Origin of the sequence: Luteolibacter luteus, from assembly GCF_012913485.1 — a bacterium.
Taxonomy (GTDB): Bacteria; Verrucomicrobiota; Verrucomicrobiia; order Verrucomicrobiales; family Akkermansiaceae; genus Haloferula; species Haloferula lutea.
The window spans coordinates 5829494-5848479 of record NZ_CP051774.1; the positions used below are offsets into that span (position 1 = coordinate 5829494).

The window sequence follows — 18986 nt, forward strand, 5'->3', positions numbered from 1 at the left end:
ATAGGTCCTATGGAACCCATAGGACCTACTGGAGTTAGGAGTGGAGGGCCGGACGTGGGCCAAGCTCAGGGCGTTGCCTCGGCCGTAAGCTCCTTTGCTGGGCGGCGCAGGGTGACGGTCTGGAGGAAGCCGGACTTGGAGCCGTCCGAAGAGGTGAAGAAATCAGCGTCGCTCTTCAGCACGATCAGCTGCACCTGCTCGTCCTTGCGAACGGGAATCAGGTTGTTCTCCTGCATCTGCCACGTGCCTTTTTCGTCGTAGGCGAGTTCGTAGATGACCTCATTGTTGCTATTCGGTTCGACGATGAAGGCATCCCGTGTCTTGAGTTCCTTTTGCGTCTTCCCATTGCAGCGCATCGCGATTTTAAGCGGGCTGTAGTTGTGGATGCGCAGCTTGCCGAAGGGCAGCTTCGATGGATCGTCATCGATCACCATGGTCAGATACGTCCCGGATGCGGCGGGGGCGACGAGCACGGTGGCTCGGCGCGATCCGACGGGTAGTTTCGCCAGACCAACGATGGTCGGATCCTTCGCGCGGAGCTTCGCCAGCTCCGGCGGGATCGGCGCGCTGCTTTGAGAAGCTTCGGTCGTCGCGGCCGCCGCAGCGGTGCTCTGGTGAAGCTCCAGGATGGAAGATCCGCTATAGGACACCGCCTTGGTGTAGATGAAGGGCTGGGCGGTGATGGTTTCACCACCGGTTTTGAGAGAAAGGCCCTCGATCTTTGGTCCCCAGGCAATGATATCCAACTTCATGGACACCTGATCCTGGGCGGAAGCATGAGCCGCGAGCAGGGCCGCGGCGGCGGTGAGACAAGAGAGCAATTTAGATTTCATCCGGAGAAAGCCATTTGAAGGAAACGGTCTGGAAACGGCGGCCGAACTTCTCGTTCACCGGCGTCAACTCGGTTCCACGTTCCGTCATCTCGTCGGAGCCGTCAACATACTCCGGCATACGCTGCACGATTGCTTCACACCAGGCGCGGGCGACCGGGGTGCCGGTATTCGGGTCGAGGCTTTCACCGTAGGCCCGGATCCGGAAGGTATCCGAGCGCGCTGAAATCACGGGACCGATGATCTGGAGGACGTCCGCCTGTGTGATCCATCCGGGGATGCCGGTGGAGCGGAAACCCTGCTCCGTGCGGAAGCGCGGCTGCGTGAGCATGTCCTTGTCGGCCAAGATCCCCGCGATAGCGCCCGGGTTCTTGTCATGGGAGGTCGGAGGCCAGACCCCATCGGTGCCGGAGGAAGGCAAGTCGGTGGTCGCGCCACCAACGAGGTCTGCACGTGGCGTGCGGCCGCCATCGGCCTGAAGGTTCACCTTCTCATAGTTGAGATTGGCGATCGAGGTGAAGACCGTCTTGGTTCCGTCCGGAGTGATGTTCATGCCTCCCAAGTCGAGCGCGGCTTGGATAGCTCCGCTGCGACCCTGCATCTGGGGATTGTTCACATTTGCCTGGGTCAGCGAGACCAGCGAGCGGTTCACGAATTGTGACAGGGAGACGAAGGGACCGCGGAGGCGGACTTGGCGGGCGAGTTCGGTCGCCACGGCATCCAGCTCCGCATCACTAAGCTTGCGGAAGCCTGCGAAGGAATCTTCCTGAGTGCCGGTAGGTGGAAGTGAGGCATTGACCGGCTGCTCAAGGCTGCGCGGGAAGATGGCGTCCGAACCTGAACCACCCTCCGAGGGGTGCTTCAGATACTTGCTGCTGGCGAGCAAGGCCTTCCAAGCGTCCTTGTCCGTGCAGTTGATATTGTGGGCGCCATTCACCAGCAGGTGGCCTGCGGCTTCCAAGGGGCTGCGCATCTCAGGGGAATTATCCTCGGGATCCACCTTGACCATCGCCGGGTTGAGCGGCTCGGCCGGACCGGTATCTGGCATGGTGGAGAAGAAGTAGGTATCCCAGAGCGCCGCATTCAGCAGGTAGGAAATGTCGTAGTAGTTGGTCGCTGCGGAGGTCTGGCTCGAGAAGCCGGTGATCGTGAAATCGGTGCGGGACTTCACCGTATTCACCCGCGGCAAGAATGGCGAAGCATACGAATTTCCGACGGCGTTGCCCGGCTGATGACCCACAGAGGCGTAGTAGTCGTCACCCGTGAGGTCCGCGTGCTGCAACTGCGCCAGCGAGGTCAGCTCGGAAGGCGGGCTGAAGAGGACGGTGCGTCGTGCGCTGAAGGGGGAGTGACCCCATGGCAGCGGATCCGCCAGCATGTTCTTCGTGAATTCACCCCCGGTGTCGCCGCCAGGCTGCGCGAAGGGCAGCGCGCTCTGGCTGTTCGCGATCATCATGAAGTATGGCGGTGGATTGTAGGAAATGATCGGCTTGCGGAAGCGTGTGGCTTGCAAGTTGAAATCCGCGTAAGTGCGCAGCGTTGAACTCCGGAGCCCGAGCTGGTCGCGGGACGGCAGGATGGTGCCGTAGTCGTAGCCCGGTTGGCTCACTTGGAAGCCGTAGTATTGGAGCGGCACCGGATTGACGAATTGACGTGCGGTTGCGGCGTTGAAGTCGCGGGCCGTCACGGCATACGGGGCATTGTCCAAGTCGAAGCGCTCAAGGCGACGGAGGACGGCAGTATTGCTGCCCGCGGTGCGGAGTTCCACGGTGCATTGCGAGGTGATCGTGGCTTCGCGCACGTCAAGACGCTTGCCCGAGCCGAAGTCCGCCGTGGCGGTGGTATCCAGGATTACGCAATTCTTGAAATCCGACGGGGCACTGCTGTTGAAGACACCCATGTTCACCACCACTTGGGTGGTGCTGCCCGGCGGGCGGATGGTCTGGCCGCTGACGCAGTAGGCCCGGCCCTCGCCCGGGGCGAGAGTGCCCGCAGGGATGCGGAAGAGTGCGCGGTTCAGCACGGCTGCCTCGCTGGCATTTTGTGCCAGGAAGGCCGGTTGTCCTGGACCGTCGAAGATACAGGCAGGCCGCGGCGAGAACTGTCCAGGAGCGAATTCGCTCTTCACTTCCAGATCCAAGGCGGTGCTCCAGCTCAGCGGATAGGGGTAGGGATTGGCCAGGGAGACCGCCACCTTTGCGCAGGGCTGGGTCTTGAAATTGTTGCCGCCGCCCGAATTTACCAAGCGCACACCCAGCAGGAGCCGGAAATCGGCAATGATGGGAGCGATGGCAGCGTCCGCGGTTCCAGTCGCGGGCTTCACCGCGAGGGAGCGTGCGGTCCTGAGGGTCTTGCCCATCTCATAGAAGTCCTGAAGGCGGCTCCACTTCGGCCCCTTCATGTTCCGCGAGGTAACGCTCTGGGGAATGATGTTCGAGGTCGCCGTCATGCCATTCAGGATCCCACCTGGAGCGGTGGTGGGGAGTCCTTGGGCGAGTCCGGCGGTCAGGTCGATCCGCAGGCCACCTTGCAAGGTGTCGGTGAGCACGCCGAAGCTTTCGGTGGTGCCGGAGTGAAAAGCACGGCCGAGAGCAACGCCTCCGGAATCCCGCAGATGGGGATCCATCAGCCCGGCTTGGGGAATGCTGATCAACTTGGGAATGGACTGCTCGCCGGGAGTGCCGGGAGCCGGATAATTTTCGAAACCATCGACGGTTTCCCAGCCGCGGCGCTGTGCCGCCAAGCTGCGATAGTTCGCATCATTATTGCGATCAAAGGGAGAGCGGAGATTCATCTTCGCCTTCACACCTTCGTCACCGATCCACCAAGCATGGCGGCCGGCCGCATTGCGGGAACTCGGATTATCGGAAGCGATTTCGACGAGGGGAGCGCTTACATAGCGGCTCACCGTTTCCGGATTCGCATCTCCCGCCGTACCCTTGCCAACGAGGACCACGGCGCGCGAGGTGTCGCGGACGCTGCCATCGCCTTCGACGCTCACCTGCTGGTCGCCGGGAGTGTAGGCATTCGAGCCGGGTGCCCCCACTTCGTTGCCGCTGATCAGCCACTTGCGGTGCTGTGGCACGGGGCTGCGGGTATAAATGAGAGTGCCGGGGTTGGTGACGTTCGCGTTTTGCCAAACACCGGTCCAGTAGCGGGTTCCGTTCTGGACCGCGGTGAGGCCTTTATTCCCTCCACCGATCGGGGTGTTGTTCGTCGGAGGGGTTCCAGGGCCAAGCGCGTCGCCGGTCGTACTGCCGGCAAGGTCGGCGGTGGCCGAAACGCGTTGATCGGGGCCCATCTCCTTCTGAAGCTCCCCGATTGCCATATAAAGCGCCATTCGCGCGTTCGCGCGGGCGATGGCCATCGCATCTCCTCTGGAAGATGAGCGGATCGAAATGCTTGAAAGTCCGAGCAGGCCGACGGCGATCACCGTGAGGAGAACCATCAGCGATAAAGAGATAACTAAAGCAAATCCGCGATCTTGGGAGCTAGTGCGACATCTTAGGCTTGTCGTGCCAGTCATGGTTTTTTTTCGGGCGCTAGAGCGGTCGCCGCAAACCGAGGTAGGTCAGATCCCGGGCTGCGATAACGCCGATCTATGGGGGATACGTATTCACGAAGTATTCAGAATCCGCCAGCTCAAATTTCGTCTTTTCTGTGATTTTGCCCGGAAACTTGTGGGATTTTGGTGGAAATGTGTGGGAAAACGTTGGTTTTCAGGCAAAACCGTCACGTGACGCGGAGATTTTGCGGCCTAACCCCTTCGGGTTAGACGCTGGTCAATGCCCTAGGAATTTCCATAGGGCGTTCACACACAGGGAAAATGCGTTTAGCGGCCAATCAAACGGGCGCTCGTCTCGCTGTCCACCGGCTTGCAGGAGCGATATCCCTCACCGTGCTCCGGAACCGTGGATAAAAATTCATCCCGGGCTGCCTCGCTGCCGAAATCGAGGCCGATAAGGGCACGGCCGATGCGTTCTCCAGACTGACGGTAGTTAAAATAGCAGAGGCTCGCACGACCGCGGACCAGCTTGTCGAGGAAGTCGTGCAGGGCACCAGGGCGCTCGTAGAAATCCAGGCGCAAGAAAGCCGGGTGGCCGAGCAAGTCGCCCCTCAGCGGAATCGCGCGGAAGGCGATGTCCACCGCACCGGTAAGGTCTTCCCACGCGAAGCCATGGGCTTCCAGCTTCTCCGGCAGTGCCGCGATCGCCTCCGCGGACTCCGCGGTGATGGTAAAGGCGGGCCACGCCTCTGCATCATCGAGCTTTCCGTATTGAAAGTCGGCGATGTTGAAGCCCTCGAAGCAGGTATCGAGCAGATCAAGCATTGTGCCCGGGCGCTCCGGGATCCGAACGCGGATCGTGCGGGAGGCGCTTTGCGCAGAGCCTTCGGATTGCGCGATGAGTCCAAGTTGCAGGAAATCGATGTTCGAGCCGGAGACGACGACGAGCACGCGCTTCCCTTCGAGTTGGGCGCGGTTCTTCATCACGGCGGCGAGGCCGAGCGCGCCGGAAGGTTCGGACACGCAGCGCAGGCCCTCCCAGAGGCTGCGTATCGCGCGGCTAACTTCGGCATTCGTGACCGTTTCCATGCGGTCGATGGTGTCGCGGCAGATTTCGAAGGGCAGGGTGCCTGCCTTTCGAACCGCGGTGCCATCGCAAAAGATGTCCACCTGATCGAGCGGCACAGGCTTGTCCGCTTCCAGCGCGGCTTTCATCGAGGCTTGGCCGATGCCTTCAACGCCGACGATCTCGATTTCCGGCCAGTAGGTCTTCAGCCAGCTGGAAACCCCGGCCGCCATGCCGCCTCCGCCGATCTGGAGATAGGCGGCATCGAAGGGACCATGACCAGAGAGCACGACTTCATCGGCCAGCGTGCCTTGGCCGGCCATGACCTGCAGGTCATCGTAGGCATGCACATAGGTTGCGCCGGTGGACTTCGCATCATCGAGTGCGGCGGTCACCGCTTCGTCATAGCTATCGCCGGAGAGCAGGATCTCCACATGGCTGCCACCGTGATGGAGCACCGCATTCTGCTTCACCTTCGGAGTGGAGCGGGGCATGTAGATGCGGGATTGCACGCCGAGTGCGCGGGCCGCCAGTGCCACGCCCTGCGCGTGATTGCCGGCGGATGCGGTCACGACACCGGCAGCGCGTTGCTCGTGCGTGAGCACGGCCATGCGATTGCAAGCGCCGCGCCACTTGTAAGCCTTGATCGGCGAAACGTCTTCACGCTTCACCCAAATCTCGGGCCCAGGTCCGGGGAGGACGATTCGCTCCAAAGGCGTCGGTTCGCCGAAGCGGTAGACCCGCTCGCGGGCAAACAGGATCTCCTGACGCAAGCGTCGGTCCAGAGGCAATCCATCGCGTTCCACGCGGGGATTCTCGCGATCATGAAGCAAGTGGCAAGGCCGCTGCGTGGAATTGCCAATCATCAAGCAGACTGCGCTTCGCGAGGCGCGACGAAGCAAGGGCCTTGCTTGGACTGCGAATCTCCAGAGGCCCCCCGCTTCTGCCTCAAGAACCCTCGTTGCTCCCACTTCTGCAAGCTACCAACAAAGCTTCTACCTTCCCGAAATCCTTCACCCCCGGCCGGATCTCCGCACCCGACGCCACATCCAGCGCGGCAGGTCGAACCGCGGCGATCGCCTCCACGACGTTCTCCGGTGTGATTCCGCCCGCGAGGATCAAGGGCAGCGTGGCATTCTCTTCAATGAATCGGCGCGCCAAATCCCAATCAATCGTCTGTCCCGTGCCGCCATACACTCCCGGTGCATGCGCATCGAGAAGGATTGCCTTCGCGCCGAAGTCATGCGCCGCTGCGAGGTCATTGACCCCGCGCACACCGATCGCCTTCAGGAAAGGAATACCGGCATCCAGGAAGACGCGCGCGTCTTCGGGAGTTTCATCGCCGTGAAGTTGGATCACATCGATGATGCCTTCTTCCACCAAGCGTCTCGGGAGATCGCTTCCCGCATTCACGAACACGCCGACACGGAGGATCTTTCCGGAAAGCTCGCGAAGGAACCCGGCCTCTGCGGGCTCCAGGTAGCGCTTCGACTGCGGCCAGAAGTTTGCGCCGAGGGCATCCACGCCCAAGTCCACAAGACGCTGGGCATCGGACGCAAGTGTCACGCCACAGATCTTCAGCGAAGTCGGGGCTGGGGAAAGGAAGCTCTCGGCGGGCACGCGCGGAACATGGGATGAAAAACGCGGAATGACTAATGACTAAATCGGATTTTTCAAACCGAGCTGCGCGGAAGGGAACCGGGTAGCGGATCCATGGCGCGGGGACTGATGCTTGATGATTCTCCTGCCAAAAGAAAAACCCCGGCGCTCGCACGCCGGGGTCTCATAAAAATCAGATCCTCAGATCCACTCAGCGCATCCGGTAGTATTGGTCCGGATTGTAGAGGAAGTAGACGTCTTTCGGGGTAAGGCGTGGAAGATAGGAGAAGGGCTTGCCATTCGAGTCCACCTCTTCCTTCAGACCCACTTGGCCTGGCGGAGGTTGCGGGGCCGGGGAGGCGTCCGGATTCTTCGTCAGGGACGTCTCTTGGATGCCGCGGACGATGTGGTTCACCCACTTCAGCTTCTGCGCGTCTTCGCCGAACTCGCTCCAGTCACCGGAGGAATTGTGCGTGTACATCTGCTTGATGAATTCATCGGTGCTGATGCCCATCTTCTGGGCTACCGGGGTGGCCAGGCGGGTCCACCAGCGTTGGCTTTCCTTCACCACTTCCGCCTGCTCGGTCAGGTTCAGCTGGCCGAAGAGGGTCGAGCTGATCTGGTGGTGCAGGATAATGGCGTTCGGGTAGCAGTAGGACTCCTTCGCCAGCGTCGTGATGCCCGCGGCCATGGAAGCGGCGAAGGACTTCACGACCACGTGCACCGGCGCATCGCTGGACTCCATGGCTTTCAGGATGCGGTATCCCGCCATCACTGAACCACCAGGGGATTCATCGATCACGATGAAGATCGGCAGCTTGCGGTCGGCATTGTTGTAGAAATCCAGGCGATCCGTGATGTGGTCCGCGGTGGCCATGGTGATCAGGCCATTCAGCGCGATCCGGCGGTCGGAAATGACCAAGGTGCCATCATCCTTCAGCGGATTGTCGAGATACACCGGTTTCGCATCGGCATAGGCCTTGCGCTTGCCCTCCATCTCGATGGAGGAAATCTGATTCTGGAGCTTCAGCAGCTGGATGCCGGACTCGCTCTGCACGGCCTTCAGCTCGTTGGTGAGATATTCGGCCTTGGCCTTGGCGAGCTCGCTATCGCGGGCCAGCTTCGAACGCTCGTCCTCCATCTTCGCCATCTCGGCTTCTTGGGAGGCTTGGCGCTTCACGGCTTCGAGAGCCAGCTTTTCGCCGAGGAGTTCCTTCTCCATCTTCAGGCGGGTGATTTCCGCGCGGATGGAGTTCGTCTCGGCCTTTAGCTTCTCGGCCGCCAGATTGTTATCCGCGCTGAGCTTCTCCTGTTCGACTTTGATCGGGTCCGGAGCGGGCTTTTCAGCTGGCTTTTCCGCGGACTCCGGCTTGCCGGGTTCGGCAGGCTTTTCAGCCGGCTTTTCGACCGCAGGGGCCGGAGTAGCGGGCGGTTGGGCGATGGAGATCGGCGGGGTGGTGGCCGTGGCCGGACCGCCGGCGGGGGCTGCTGCGGGTTCCTGGCCGAATGCGGCGGTAGCCAGGGCGAGCATGACGAGGCAAGAACGGGTGTTCGCTTTCATGGGGTTCAACACGGGTGCGGAAGCACGAATAATACCGATACCGGGATTTCCACGCCCCGGCTTTCAAGCGCCGTCACCATCGGGGCTTGTCTGACCCAATTTTTCGGCACGACGCTGTTTCCGGACGCCTATGAACACCATCGTGGCCGCGAAGGCAAGGAAGACACAGGCCCCGATCCCGAGGTATTTGACGATTCGGCTCCCTCCCTGACGGAATTGCTCCTCGCTAATGACGTCCGGCGGGGCCTCTCCCGGGATGCGGGAAAGCACCATTTTCCCGTCCTCCAGACCCACCCGGGTCATCGCGGCCATAGCAGGTCCTAGAACGGGGTGCTTCAGGTGGGCCTCGAAAATGCGGAGGGTCGAGAAGTGGTCCAAGAAGCCCTGCGGGACGGTGGCTCCCGGCACTTCCAGTGCGTCCACCTTGAGGATCAGCTCCCGGCGCATCAGTTCCGGGTGGCCCTTGATCGTGCCGATGAGGTAGCGCGGATCCGAAGTCACGGGGCCGTCCTCGCCGTCCTTCGCGAGGCGCGGGCGGCCGTTGAGCTTGTAGCAGATATCGATGATCAGGGCGTCCTTGGTGATTTCGCGGATGCGAAAGCTGCTGCGAAGCTGCTCGACCGGCTGGAAGGCGGCGATCGCCAGATTCAGATCCTCCGCGCTCAACTCCAAGCGGGCCGGTTGGGCGGCGTCGCCCTCCAGGCCCGAGCGGAAGGTTTCCATGCGCTCGACGAGGGCGTTGACCTTCGGCTCATTGCCCTCAATGGCCTCCACCGGCAGCGGCGTCGGGCTCGGCTGGGTGAATTTCTCGATCTCCGCTGCCTGGCGGAAGGGCATCCACGCGGAGAACCCTATCAGGAAAACGAGCATCAGCAGGGCCAGGATGAGGATCAGGCAACCTGCGAAGGGTGAACGGGCGGTAGCTTGCGCTTGCGGGGCTTGCGGAGGCATGGGCGCGGGTTCTTAAGCGCGGGTTTCCGGATTGTCGAAGGCGGAAATGGGAGGCAGAGCCAAATCACCAAATCATCAATCCTCCGATCACCAATCGGACTGCGCTTCGCGGTGAGGTAGACAGGAAGTGGACCTCCCCGAGCCCTCCGACCTCCGACCCGCTATCTCACGGCGCGGCCGCTTGGTCCTTCTCCACCCAATTCTCATACCGGTGCAGAGCGTAGCCTCCCAGCTCCAGATAGCTTACGAAGCTTCCTCTGCTCCCGCTCACGGATTCGGTTCTGGGAAGCAGGAGTTCGAGCGCTTCAGGGATCAGCCTGCTATTTCGTGCCAGCAGGACCTCGAAGGCGTAGCCCGCAACGGCGGGGCTTGCGTGCTTCGCCATGGTGAGGAGTTCCTCATCGGGAGGAGTCGGGGATGCACAATAGGCTTCGTAGAGATTCCATTCCGGAAGCCGGCGCGCATTCGGTCCGGTCGGGCCGAGGTAGATGAGATCGGAGAGCGACCAAAGACATGCGGCCTCCTTCAATGCGATCTCACAATCCTTCCGTAAGAGCGAGCGCATGCGCCACCGCTTGAACTCACGCCAGAGCGCGTGAGTGATCCCGACGAACGGATGCCGCTTTTTATCGCTCAAGGCTGCTATTCTTCCTCGCTGCTGTCGCCTTCGTCCTTTTCTTCCTCATCCTCAAACCGCTCGTCCGCTCGGATCTCATCCAGCCGGGACCGGTAGCTCTTTTCATCGAAGCCACGCTTGCTGCGATACATCGCATCCGTCTCCTCGCCCAGGGCCGCCGCGATGCGCTCCTTGGCATCCTGCTCGCTCATGCCACCGCTGGTGAGGCGTTCGAGCGTTTTGGCCACGTAGCGGGTCTGCGGCGCGGCGAGCTGCTGCTCGACGGCCTTGAGCAGGTCGTTGAAGAAATCGTCTTCGTTCATCATCGGCGGGATGGGATCGCGGAAGGAGGAAGACCATGGTGGGTAGGCAGCGGGGTGAGGGCAAGAGCGCGTTTGACCCGGTCGAGGAGCTGCGGGGATGAGGCGATTTAAGCCCGCGAGTGAGGAAAAAAGCCTGCCAAGCGCTCGTTAGGCCTTAGGATGCCCGCCATGCGACGCCTGCTAGCGCTCTTCCTCTGCTGCCTCCTCGCCGCCTGCGGCAAGAAAGACAACTCCCTGCGGGTCGGCATGGAGCTGACCTACCCGCCCTTTGAAATGAAGGATGCACAGGGAAATCCGGATGGAGTAGGGGTGAAGCTCGCGGAGGCGCTGGCGAAGGATCTGGGGCGACCGCTGAAGATCGTGCCCATGGAATTCAGCGGGCTGATCCCGGCGCTGAAGTCGGGAAATGTGGACGTGGTGATTTCCTCGATGACCGCCTCCGACGAGCGTCGCCAATCGATCGACTTCTCCGAGCCCTACGCCTTCACCGGTCTCTCGATCCTGCTGGGCAAGGACTCCAAGGCGCAATCCATCGATGACCTGAAGGGCGATGGCGTGCGCATCGCGGTGAAAGCCGGCACCACCGGTGAATCCTGGGTCGCGGCGAACCTGCCGAAGGCGAAGGTCACCGGCTTCGCGGATGAGCCCGCCTGCGTGATGGAAGTGGCACAGGGCCGTGCCGATGCCTTCATCTACGATCAGCTTAGTATTTACCGCTACCACAAGGAGAACCCGGATACCACCCGCGCGCTGTTGAATGCCTTCGTGCAGGAAAACTGGGCCGTCGGTATTCCGAAGGGCAAGGACGAGCTGAAGGGTCAGGTGAATGTCTTCATTGAGAAGTTCCGCAAGGACGGCGGCTTCGGCAAGTTGGCCGATCAATACCTCCAGGATGAGAAAAAGACCCTCGAGGAAATGGGCGTGCCCTTCATCCTTCGCTGAGCTAAGCGACTGATTCGCTAGGGCATGGAAGACAAGAAGCTACGCCGCTGGAACCTGATCGCCGCGATCCTCATCGTGGCGGCCTTCAGTGGCCTCTGCACCCTCGTCTTCGCCCGCCTTAGCCCGGATTGGGATTGGTCGAAGCCATGGGCTTATCGCGGCCTGCTGATGTCCGGCTGGTGGTGCACGCTGGGGCTTTCGCTGGGTGCTCTCGTCGGCAGCCTCATCGTGGGCGTGCTGCTCATGCTCGGCCAGCGCAGCCCGTTGCCTGCGGTGAAGTGGACCTGCCGGCTCTTCCTGGAATTCGTGCGGGATACACCCCTGCTGGTGCAGCTCCTCGTCGGCTACTTCATGATCTTCGCTCCGCTCATGTCGCGCTCGCTGGAGAGCATCGGGTGGAATGACAAACTGGTCATCGGCACCCTGCTGCTTTCGCTTTTCCAGGGCGCCTACCTCGGCGAGATCCTGCGCGGCGGCGTGGATAGCATCCCGCGCGGCCAGTGGGAGTCCGCGCGCGCGGTTGGATTTGATCGCGGGCAGGTCTACCGTCACGTGATCTTTCCGCAGGCCTTACGACGCGTCCTGCCCGCCGTGGCCGGGCAATTCGTGTCCCTCATCAAGGACTCCTCGCTGCTCATGGTGATCGGCGTGCAGGAGTTTGCCTATCAGGCGCGGGTTTACACCTCGCGCACCTATGGCGGGCTGGAGGCCTACGTCCCGCTTGCTTTGGGCTACTTGGTGCTGACTGCACCGGTGGCCTACCTCGCGCATCGTCTCGAACGCCGCTTCCGTGATGAAACTTGAGATCACCGGCCTGACCAAACGCTACGGCACGCAAGCCGCGCTCGATGGACTGGACCTTATGGTCGAGGGCGGCCGCGTGCTCGTGCTCGTCGGCCCGTCCGGCGGTGGGAAGAGCACCTTCCTCCGCATCCTCGGCGGACTGGAAATGCCGGATGCAGGAAAGCTCGTGATCCGTGGCGAAGAGTTGCCGCGCGCCGAAAGCGGGCTGCTCGCTTATCGCCGTCGGAATGGCTTCCTTTTCCAGCAGTTCAATCTCTTTCCTCACCTCGATGCCTTGCGGAATCTTACGCTGCCTCTCGAGGAGGTCCACGGGATGAAGCCCCAGCAGGCGAAGGAAACGGCGGAAGCTGCTCTCGATCGTTTTGGTCTGTTAGGTCATGCCCACAAACGTCCCGCGCAGCTCTCCGGCGGCCAGCAGCAGCGCGTCGGCATCGCCCGCGCCGTCGCCGCGAAGCCCGAGATTCTTTTCTTGGACGAACCCACCTCCGCGCTGGATCCGGAGATGACCGCCGAGGTGCTGGAACTCATTCAGGAACTTGCGGAAGGCGGACAGCGCATCGTGCTCAGCACCCACGAGATGGGCTTCGCCCGTGCCGTGGGAGACACCGTCGCCTTCCTCGCCGCCGGGAAAGTGGTGGAGTCCGCCGCGCCCGAGCAATGGTTTGAAGCGCCCGGCTCGGAGCAGGCGAAGAAGTTCCTCTCCCGCGTGCTGCGCTACTCCGCATCCTAGCAGAAGCGGGGAAGGGGATATCAGTTGATGGCCACTGTCGGATTTGCCGCCCCGCAGTTCCAGCATTCCGTGAAGACACCCTCCACATGCTCCTTGCACACCGGGCAAGTCCAGTCCGGTCCCACGGGTGCGTTAGCCTCCTGGTTTCGGTAGTCTTTCACGATCTGCTTTGCCCGTGCCTCATCGCTGTTATTCAGCACCCAGAGCTCCGGATAGACTTGGGCAAAGGGCAGTTCACCCGTAGCCCCGGAAGCCCCCTCGTTCCGTACCTCCGCCTTGATCCCCTCCGCCTCCAGGACGGTCTTCAAATGCCCCACCACCGTAAAATCGATGTGTTCGAAAACGAGCTTCATGGAACCAACAAAGCACGGATCCGGCGATCCACCAATCATCAAACAAAGCACGCCTCCAAGCGGTAGGGGCGGACGCCCCCGGCCGACCGCGGGAACGGTCTAACAACAAAGACCGGTTCCGCGCCCACGAGAACTCTTCTGCCTCCCATCCCCCGCGAAGCGCACTCCGCTTGATGATTGGAAGATTGATGATTTGGCCGGAGGCCCTCAAGCCGTCTTCACTTTGTCCCACTCTTCCGTCCATAGCGGCAGTTTGTCCGCCAGATCCCCGATCGGCTCGCACTTGTCGAAGAGCTCCGTCGGCGGGAACAGCAGGGGGCTTCCGCGGAAATCCTCGCTCAGGTGCGGATAGGCCGCGGAGTTCGGCGCACGATAGCCGATCCACTCCATGTTCTCCGCCGCGACCTCCGGCTCCGCCAGGTGATTGATGAAGGCATGCGCCAGATCCACCTCCTTGGCCCCCTTCGGGATGCACATGTCATCGCAGGGGAAAGAGGTGCCTTCCTTCGGGATGAAGATCCGCATGTCCTCGTTCTCATCGCTCGCCTGGATCAGATCGCCCGCGTAGCCGTGAACCAGATAGAATTCCCCCGAAGCGATTCCCGTCTTGTACTGCTCGTTCTCGAATTTTGCGATGTTCTTCTTCCAGCGGATCGCCACATCGCGTGCCGCCGCGAGCTGCGCCGGATCCGTGGAATTCAGAGAGTGACCCAGGAACTTCAGCGCCGCGCCCAGCACCTCGCGCATGTCATCGAGCAAGGTGATGCGTCCCTTCAGATCCGCGCGATCCAGCATCGCCCAGGATTCTTCCGGATTTTGGACCTTTGAGGCCAGATAGCAGAGACAGGTCGGCGCCAGCATGTAGGGCACGGAAACCTCCATTTTGGAATCGAGCGCCTTCGCCAGATACGCCGCATCGATGTTCTTGAGATTCGGGATTTTCGAGTGATCCAGCTTCTGCACCATTTCCTTCCGTTTCAGCGCTTGCACCGCGTAGGAAGATGGTACCAGCACATCGTAGCCGCTCGCGCCCGACTCCAGCTTTGCCAGCATTGCCTCATTCGAGTCGAAGGTATCGATCACCACCTTGCAGCCGTTCGCCTTTTCAAAGCTCTCCTTCGCCTTCTCGCTGAGGTAATCTGCCCAGGTGAAAACGGTTAGGGTCTTTCCCGCGCCGCCGCCGGCGGAGCCTTCCTTCGGCTTGCAGGACGGAAGCGAGGCCGAAGCCAGGGTAGCGGACGAGGCGGCGATGAAATGACGGCGTTTCATGGTGGTGGTAGTGAGAGAAAAACAGGGATCTCCGATCTTTCAATCTTCAATCCTTCTCAGGCTCTCTGGCCGGCCGGGCAGGAGAAGGCGCGGATTTCATTTCCAGCACCAGTGCGAAGAGCTCTGCACCCAGACTGGCATCGTTCACCTCATGGTAAAACGATTTGAAGAATTCCGGGTAACTTTGCCCGCGGACGATATCCGGACCCACGGCCCAAGCTTTCTCGAAGGCGATTTCGGTCGGGTTGCTGGTCTGTAGGGAGATATTGAAGAGAGGCGAATCGTCGGCGGAAAAGGCGGCGAGAAAGGCACGGATCCCGCCCGCCCAAGGGCGACGGAGGTCGGTGGAGATCTTCTCCGCAGGTACCCGCTTCATGATCGCGGCGAGGTCGCTTCGCTCATCATCATCCAGCAGGCGCTTCTTCTCCTCCAGCACAATGCCGTAAACGCTTTCGTCTCCAGCGAACTTGGGATCGGCCTTCAGCACCTCGTCCAAGCCGATGAGCTTTTGCACGCCGGTCCGGAAGTAGGCCACCTTGCTGAAATCGATCGTTTCAGACGCCTTCTCGGCTGGGAATATCTTGGCTCGCTGCTCGACCGGACTTGGTCCCTCGGGCGTCTCCGGGATCTCGGCATCCTCTCCCCATGCATGGTGCGAGAACAGAGCCGTCATGGCCGCGAGAGCGATGGCGAGATGAGTCTGATGCATCGTTGGATCTTTCAATCTTCAATCGTGCGAGGGCAGTCGTGGATTGCCGCCCTTCTTCTGATGCCAATAGGTGAGCCCGTGCTCGAAGCAAGCGCCGGGAAGATCCTCAAGCTTCTCGGTGAAGAAACGCCGGGCGTCCTCGACCCCTTGGTTGTAGGCGAAAGGTGCGATTTCCTTCAGGAAGAAATCGAGCACGAAACCGGACTGGAGATCTCCGATTTCGACTTCCAGCTCTTGGCTGAAAAAACGCTCGATCGATTGCAGGATCTCCTTTGTCTCGGCATTCGATAGATGTACCTTCATGGCTACTTGGCGGGTGATGGTTCGGAGCGGGTGAGCCGTTGCGAAAAGGCGACGACCGCGAAAGTAACGATCAGCATGAGCGAGGACAGCGCGTTGATCACCGGCAGGTCCTTGCTCTTCTTGATCATGGAATACACCAGGGTCGGCAAGGTATCGGAGCCGGGGCCCTTGACGAAATAGGTGATCACGTAATCGTCGATCGATAGAGTGAAGGCCAGCAGTCCGCCGGCGAAGATGCCGGGAGCCAGCAACGGCAGGGTCACTTTCGTGAAAGCTTGGAACTTCGTCGCCCCCAGATCCCGTGCGGCCTCCACCGCATTGAAATCAAAGTCCTGCAGGCGTGCCTGCACCACGAGCGCCACGTAGCTGAGGCAGAAAGTCACGTGTGCGATGGTGATGGTAATCAGGCTCAGGCTCATCCCCGCGGAAACGAAGAGCAGCAGCAGGCTCATCCCCATCAGGATGTCCGGCAGCACCAGCGGCACGGTGACCAACAGCTTGTGGGCATCCTGCAGCTTCGACTTGTAGCGATGCAGCGCGAAGGCCGCGGAAGTGCCCAGGATCATCGAAAGGATGCTCGCCGCCGTCGCGATTTTCACCGAGTTGCCAAGGGCCGCGAGGATATCCGTCCGCTCGAAAAGCCGTTCATACCAGCGCGTGCTAAAGCCACCCCACTGCGAAGCGTAGCGGGAAGTATTGAAGGAATTCATCACCAGGAAACCGATCGGCAGGTAGAAAAATACCAGCGTGACGATCAGGGTAATGAAGGGGATACGGCACGGCTTCATGGCTTACTTGGCTGGTGCGAGTTTCTCCCTCCGGCGGATAAACATCGGCGCGAGCACCAGCAAAACCAGCGCCCCCGACAAAGCCGCCGCTTCCGGCAGGTTCCGGTCCGTGAAGTTCCGCTGCGCGATCTTGTTTCCGATCATCTGGGTGCCGGTTCCCCCCACCATGTCCGGCACCACGTAGGAACCCAGCATCGGGATGAAGACGACGAGAAAAGCGGTGATCACCCCTTGGCGGATCCCCGGGATGAAGACCGAGAAGAAGGCACGCAACGGTTTCGCGCCCAGGTCCCGCGCGGCATCGAGCAAGCCGAAGTCGAATTTCTCCGCGGCGGCGAAAAGCGGCAGCAACGCGAAGGGCAGATAGGTGTAAACACTGACAATGACCACTGCCCCAGCATTTCCCAGCAGGCGGTCGTTCTCACCGATGACGTGGAGGAAGCGCAAGAACTCCGCCACGTAGCCTTGGGCGTGAAGGATCTGCTGCCACGCGAAAACGCGGATCACGAAGTTCGTCCAGAAGGGGACGATGACCAGCAGCAATACCCGCGATCTCCATGTAGGGGAAAGCCGTGCCATTGCATAAGCCACCGGCAGGCTTGCCGCGATGCAGATCAGGGTGGTGATCGCACTGATGAAAAGCGTCCGGAAGAAAAGCGCCGGGTAGCTCGGATCTCCCAAAGCACGCACCGCATCCAGACTCCAACCTTCCCCGATCCCTCCCGCCGGCAACGCAGGCCGGAAAGCGATCGCAAAGATCGTCACCACCGGCACGAGCACGAAGAGCACCAGCCAGAGGAGACTGGGAGCGGTGGCTCCGAATTCGGATTTGCGATCGGTCTTCATCAGTCAGCATCGGGAAGGGTGAGCATTCCTTCGTCCTCCTCGCGGTACTGCTCCAGCAAGAACCCGTCATTCGCATGCCAGCGCAGCCAGACCTCGTCTCCCCACTTCGGCGGTGACTCATCCAGCTGATACTGCCGGTGCTGCATTTCCGCACAGAGCCTCCATTCGCCGCAGCGCACCCAGTAGCGGGTATGCGAGCCATAATAAATGACGTCTTCCACTTTACCCGCTACGGCATTGTCCACTTCGCTTACCTTCGGCTTCTCCCGGCTCACCACCAGCTTCTCCGGGCGGAGCGAAAGGTGAATCCGGTCTCCCGGCGTCACAGGCTTGTCATTGTCAATGACGATGCTTCCAAATCCCTTCACCTCGCAGCGGGAAAAGCGGGAATCGATCGACTCCGTAATCTTGCCATCCAGGAAATTCGTATCGCCGATGAAGGCCGCGACGAAGGAGCTACGGGGAGCCTCGTAGATCTGCACCGGCGGACCCACTTGCTCGATGACTCCCTTGTTCATCACCGCGATCCGGTCGGAAATCGACATCGCCTCACCCTGGTCATGCGTCACATAGATGAACGTGATACCCACCTCGTCGTGGATGGCATCCAGCTCGACCAGCAGGCGCTGGCGGAGCTTCAAGTCAAGTGCGGCGAGGGGTTCGTCGAGAAGCAACACCTTCGGCTTGTTTACCAGCGCCCGGGCGATCGCGACGCGTTGCTTCTGTCCGCCGGAAAGTTGGGACGGCTTTTTGTCGGCGTGCGCCTTCAGGTCGACCAGTTCCAGCATCTCATCCACCCCGCGCTTGATTGTGTCCGGAGCCCACTTCGCGATCTTCGGACCGAAGGCGATGTTGTCTCGTACGGAGAGATGCGGAAAGAGCGCGTAGCTCTGGAAAACCGTGTTCACCGGCCGCTGGTCGGGCGGGAGATCGGTGATGTCCTTTCCGTCCAGCAGCACGCGGCCCTCATCCGGCTTGTCGAAGCCCGCCAGCATGCGCAGCAGCGTCGTCTTCCCACAGCCGGACGGCCCGAGCAGGGAGAAGGTCTCGCCCTTCTCGATATCGAGCGTGACCTGATTGACCGCGGTGAACGACCCGAAGCGGCGGGTCACATTCTCGAAACGCAGATAAGAAGCCATTTCCTCGCTGGATGAAGGCGCACGAGGAAGGAAAAGTCGATGGGAAAGGGGGCGCCCGGGATTGAAAAGGGGAGTGCAGATTTCAACTTGCCGCCCCCATCCCATGCACTAGGAAGTTCAGCATGATCGACATGCTGGTGCGCCTCTACGACCTGCCGGAGAGCGGGGAACTCTATCGGAAGGTGGAGGAGCAGGGGATCACCCTGCGGCGCGCCCGTGCCTTCGAGAAGCACACCGTCGCCGATTTCGCCCGCACCCATTTCTCGCCGAAGTGGGTCAGCGAGGTGGAGGTCGCCCTCAGCCGCCAACCGGTCGCCTGCTTCATCGCCACCAAGGACAAGGCAGTCCTCGGCTTCGCCTGCTTCGATACCACCATGAAGGGCTTCTTCGGCCCCACTGGCGTCGCGGAAGCCGCACGCGGCACCGGCATCGGGAAAGCGCTGCTCCTCAAATCACTGGAGGCCCTCCGCGACATCGGCTACGCCTACGCCTTCATCGGCGGCGTCGGCCCGCGGGAGTTTTACGAAAAGGCCTGTGGCGCGATCGAAATCCCCGGGAGTGATCCGGGGATCTATTCGGACATCCTGCCCGAGCCGAAGCCGTGACGAAGCGTCGGGCGCCTCTGTTTTTCGGCGGCCTCACGGTCGTGATT

General features: G+C 61.1%; 19 protein-coding genes. 4 read left to right on the top strand and 15 right to left on the bottom strand.

All coding sequences use genetic code 11. The annotated features are described in order from the left end of the window. Nucleotides 1–65: 65 nt before the first annotated feature. From HHL09_RS24040 to HHL09_RS24075, 8 genes are all read right to left on the bottom strand, one after another. Nucleotides 66–833: a hypothetical protein gene (locus HHL09_RS24040; protein ID WP_169457206.1), complete on the bottom strand. Its 768-nt coding sequence runs from the start codon at nt 831–833 to the stop codon at nt 66–68. After that, on the bottom strand, nt 823–4278 hold the full coding sequence (locus HHL09_RS24045; RefSeq protein WP_169457207.1) for a hypothetical protein: 3456 nt from the start codon (nt 4276–4278) through the stop codon (nt 823–825). The genes HHL09_RS24040 and HHL09_RS24045 overlap by 11 nt, the downstream gene beginning before the upstream one ends. Nucleotides 4279–4662: 384 nt before the next feature. Next, nucleotides 4663–6267, bottom strand: coding sequence for a pyridoxal-phosphate dependent enzyme (locus tag HHL09_RS24050; RefSeq protein ID WP_205760928.1), 1605 nt, complete (start codon nt 6265–6267; stop codon nt 4663–4665). 82 nt (nt 6268–6349) lie between these two features. Next, entirely contained in the window at nt 6350–7021 is a 672-nt protein-coding gene (locus HHL09_RS24055) for a phosphoribosylanthranilate isomerase (RefSeq protein ID WP_205760929.1), read from the bottom strand. A gap of 190 nt (nt 7022–7211) precedes the next feature. Next, a complete protein-coding gene (locus HHL09_RS24060; protein WP_169457208.1) occupies nt 7212–8561 on the bottom strand; it encodes a ClpP family protease in 1350 nt (449 codons plus the stop codon). A 63-nt stretch (nt 8562–8624) separates the two neighbouring features. Further along, on the bottom strand, nt 8625–9512 hold the full coding sequence (locus HHL09_RS24065) for a hypothetical protein (protein ID WP_169457209.1): 888 nt from the start codon (nt 9510–9512) through the stop codon (nt 8625–8627). A gap of 166 nt (nt 9513–9678) precedes the next feature. After that, a complete protein-coding gene (locus HHL09_RS24070; protein ID WP_169457210.1) occupies nt 9679–10077 on the bottom strand; it encodes a hypothetical protein in 399 nt (132 codons plus the stop codon). A gap of 77 nt (nt 10078–10154) precedes the next feature. Continuing rightward, a complete protein-coding gene (locus HHL09_RS24075) occupies nt 10155–10454 on the bottom strand; it encodes a hypothetical protein (protein WP_169457211.1) in 300 nt (99 codons plus the stop codon). A 165-nt stretch (nt 10455–10619) separates the two neighbouring features. On the opposite strand from HHL09_RS24075, the gene HHL09_RS24080 reads away from it, so the two are divergent. Genes HHL09_RS24080 through HHL09_RS24090 form a run of 3 tightly spaced genes read left to right on the top strand, consistent with a single transcriptional unit; the run spans nt 10620 to nt 12927 of the window. Beyond that, nucleotides 10620–11393 carry a transporter substrate-binding domain-containing protein gene (locus HHL09_RS24080; RefSeq protein WP_169457212.1) on the top strand — a complete coding sequence of 258 codons (774 nt, stop codon included), beginning with the start codon at nt 10620–10622 and terminating at the stop codon, nt 11391–11393. Nucleotides 11394–11417: 24 nt separating this feature from the next. After that, the gene (locus HHL09_RS24085) at nt 11418–12197 is read left to right on the top strand and encodes an amino acid ABC transporter permease (RefSeq protein ID WP_169457213.1); all 780 of its coding nucleotides are present in this window, start codon (nt 11418–11420) and stop codon (nt 12195–12197) included. Next, nucleotides 12187–12927, top strand: coding sequence for an amino acid ABC transporter ATP-binding protein (locus HHL09_RS24090; protein ID WP_169457214.1), 741 nt, complete (start codon nt 12187–12189; stop codon nt 12925–12927). Before HHL09_RS24085 ends, HHL09_RS24090 begins: the two co-directional genes overlap by 11 nt. A 20-nt stretch (nt 12928–12947) precedes the next feature. Here the strand turns inward: HHL09_RS24090 and HHL09_RS24095 are convergent, their stop codons facing one another. The 7 genes from HHL09_RS24095 to HHL09_RS24125 form a co-directional block, all read right to left on the bottom strand. After that, a complete protein-coding gene (locus tag HHL09_RS24095; RefSeq protein WP_169457215.1) occupies nt 12948–13280 on the bottom strand; it encodes a putative signal transducing protein in 333 nt (110 codons plus the stop codon). Between the two features lie 207 nt (nt 13281–13487). After that, nucleotides 13488–14549: an ABC transporter substrate-binding protein gene (locus tag HHL09_RS24100; protein ID WP_169457216.1), complete on the bottom strand. Its 1062-nt coding sequence runs from the start codon at nt 14547–14549 to the stop codon at nt 13488–13490. A 46-nt stretch (nt 14550–14595) separates the two neighbouring features. After that, complete coding sequence (locus tag HHL09_RS24105; RefSeq protein ID WP_169457217.1) at nt 14596–15258, bottom strand: hypothetical protein; 663 nt, start codon at nt 15256–15258, stop codon at nt 14596–14598. An 18-nt stretch (nt 15259–15276) separates the two neighbouring features. Further along, nucleotides 15277–15561, bottom strand: coding sequence for a DUF2164 domain-containing protein (locus HHL09_RS24110; protein ID WP_169457218.1), 285 nt, complete (start codon nt 15559–15561; stop codon nt 15277–15279). 2 nt (nt 15562–15563) lie between these two features. Further along, nucleotides 15564–16349: an ABC transporter permease gene (locus HHL09_RS24115; protein ID WP_169457219.1), complete on the bottom strand. Its 786-nt coding sequence runs from the start codon at nt 16347–16349 to the stop codon at nt 15564–15566. Nucleotides 16350–16352: 3 nt separating this feature from the next. After that, complete coding sequence (locus HHL09_RS24120; protein ID WP_169457220.1) at nt 16353–17195, bottom strand: ABC transporter permease; 843 nt, start codon at nt 17193–17195, stop codon at nt 16353–16355. Then, entirely contained in the window at nt 17195–18334 is a 1140-nt protein-coding gene (locus HHL09_RS24125) for an ABC transporter ATP-binding protein (protein WP_169457221.1), read from the bottom strand. Before HHL09_RS24125 ends, HHL09_RS24120 begins: the two co-directional genes overlap by 1 nt. 122 nt (nt 18335–18456) lie before the next feature. On the opposite strand from HHL09_RS24125, the gene HHL09_RS24130 reads away from it, so the two are divergent. Then, a complete protein-coding gene (locus tag HHL09_RS24130; RefSeq protein ID WP_169457222.1) occupies nt 18457–18939 on the top strand; it encodes a GNAT family N-acetyltransferase in 483 nt (160 codons plus the stop codon). Nucleotides 18940–18986: the final 47 nt, after the last annotated feature.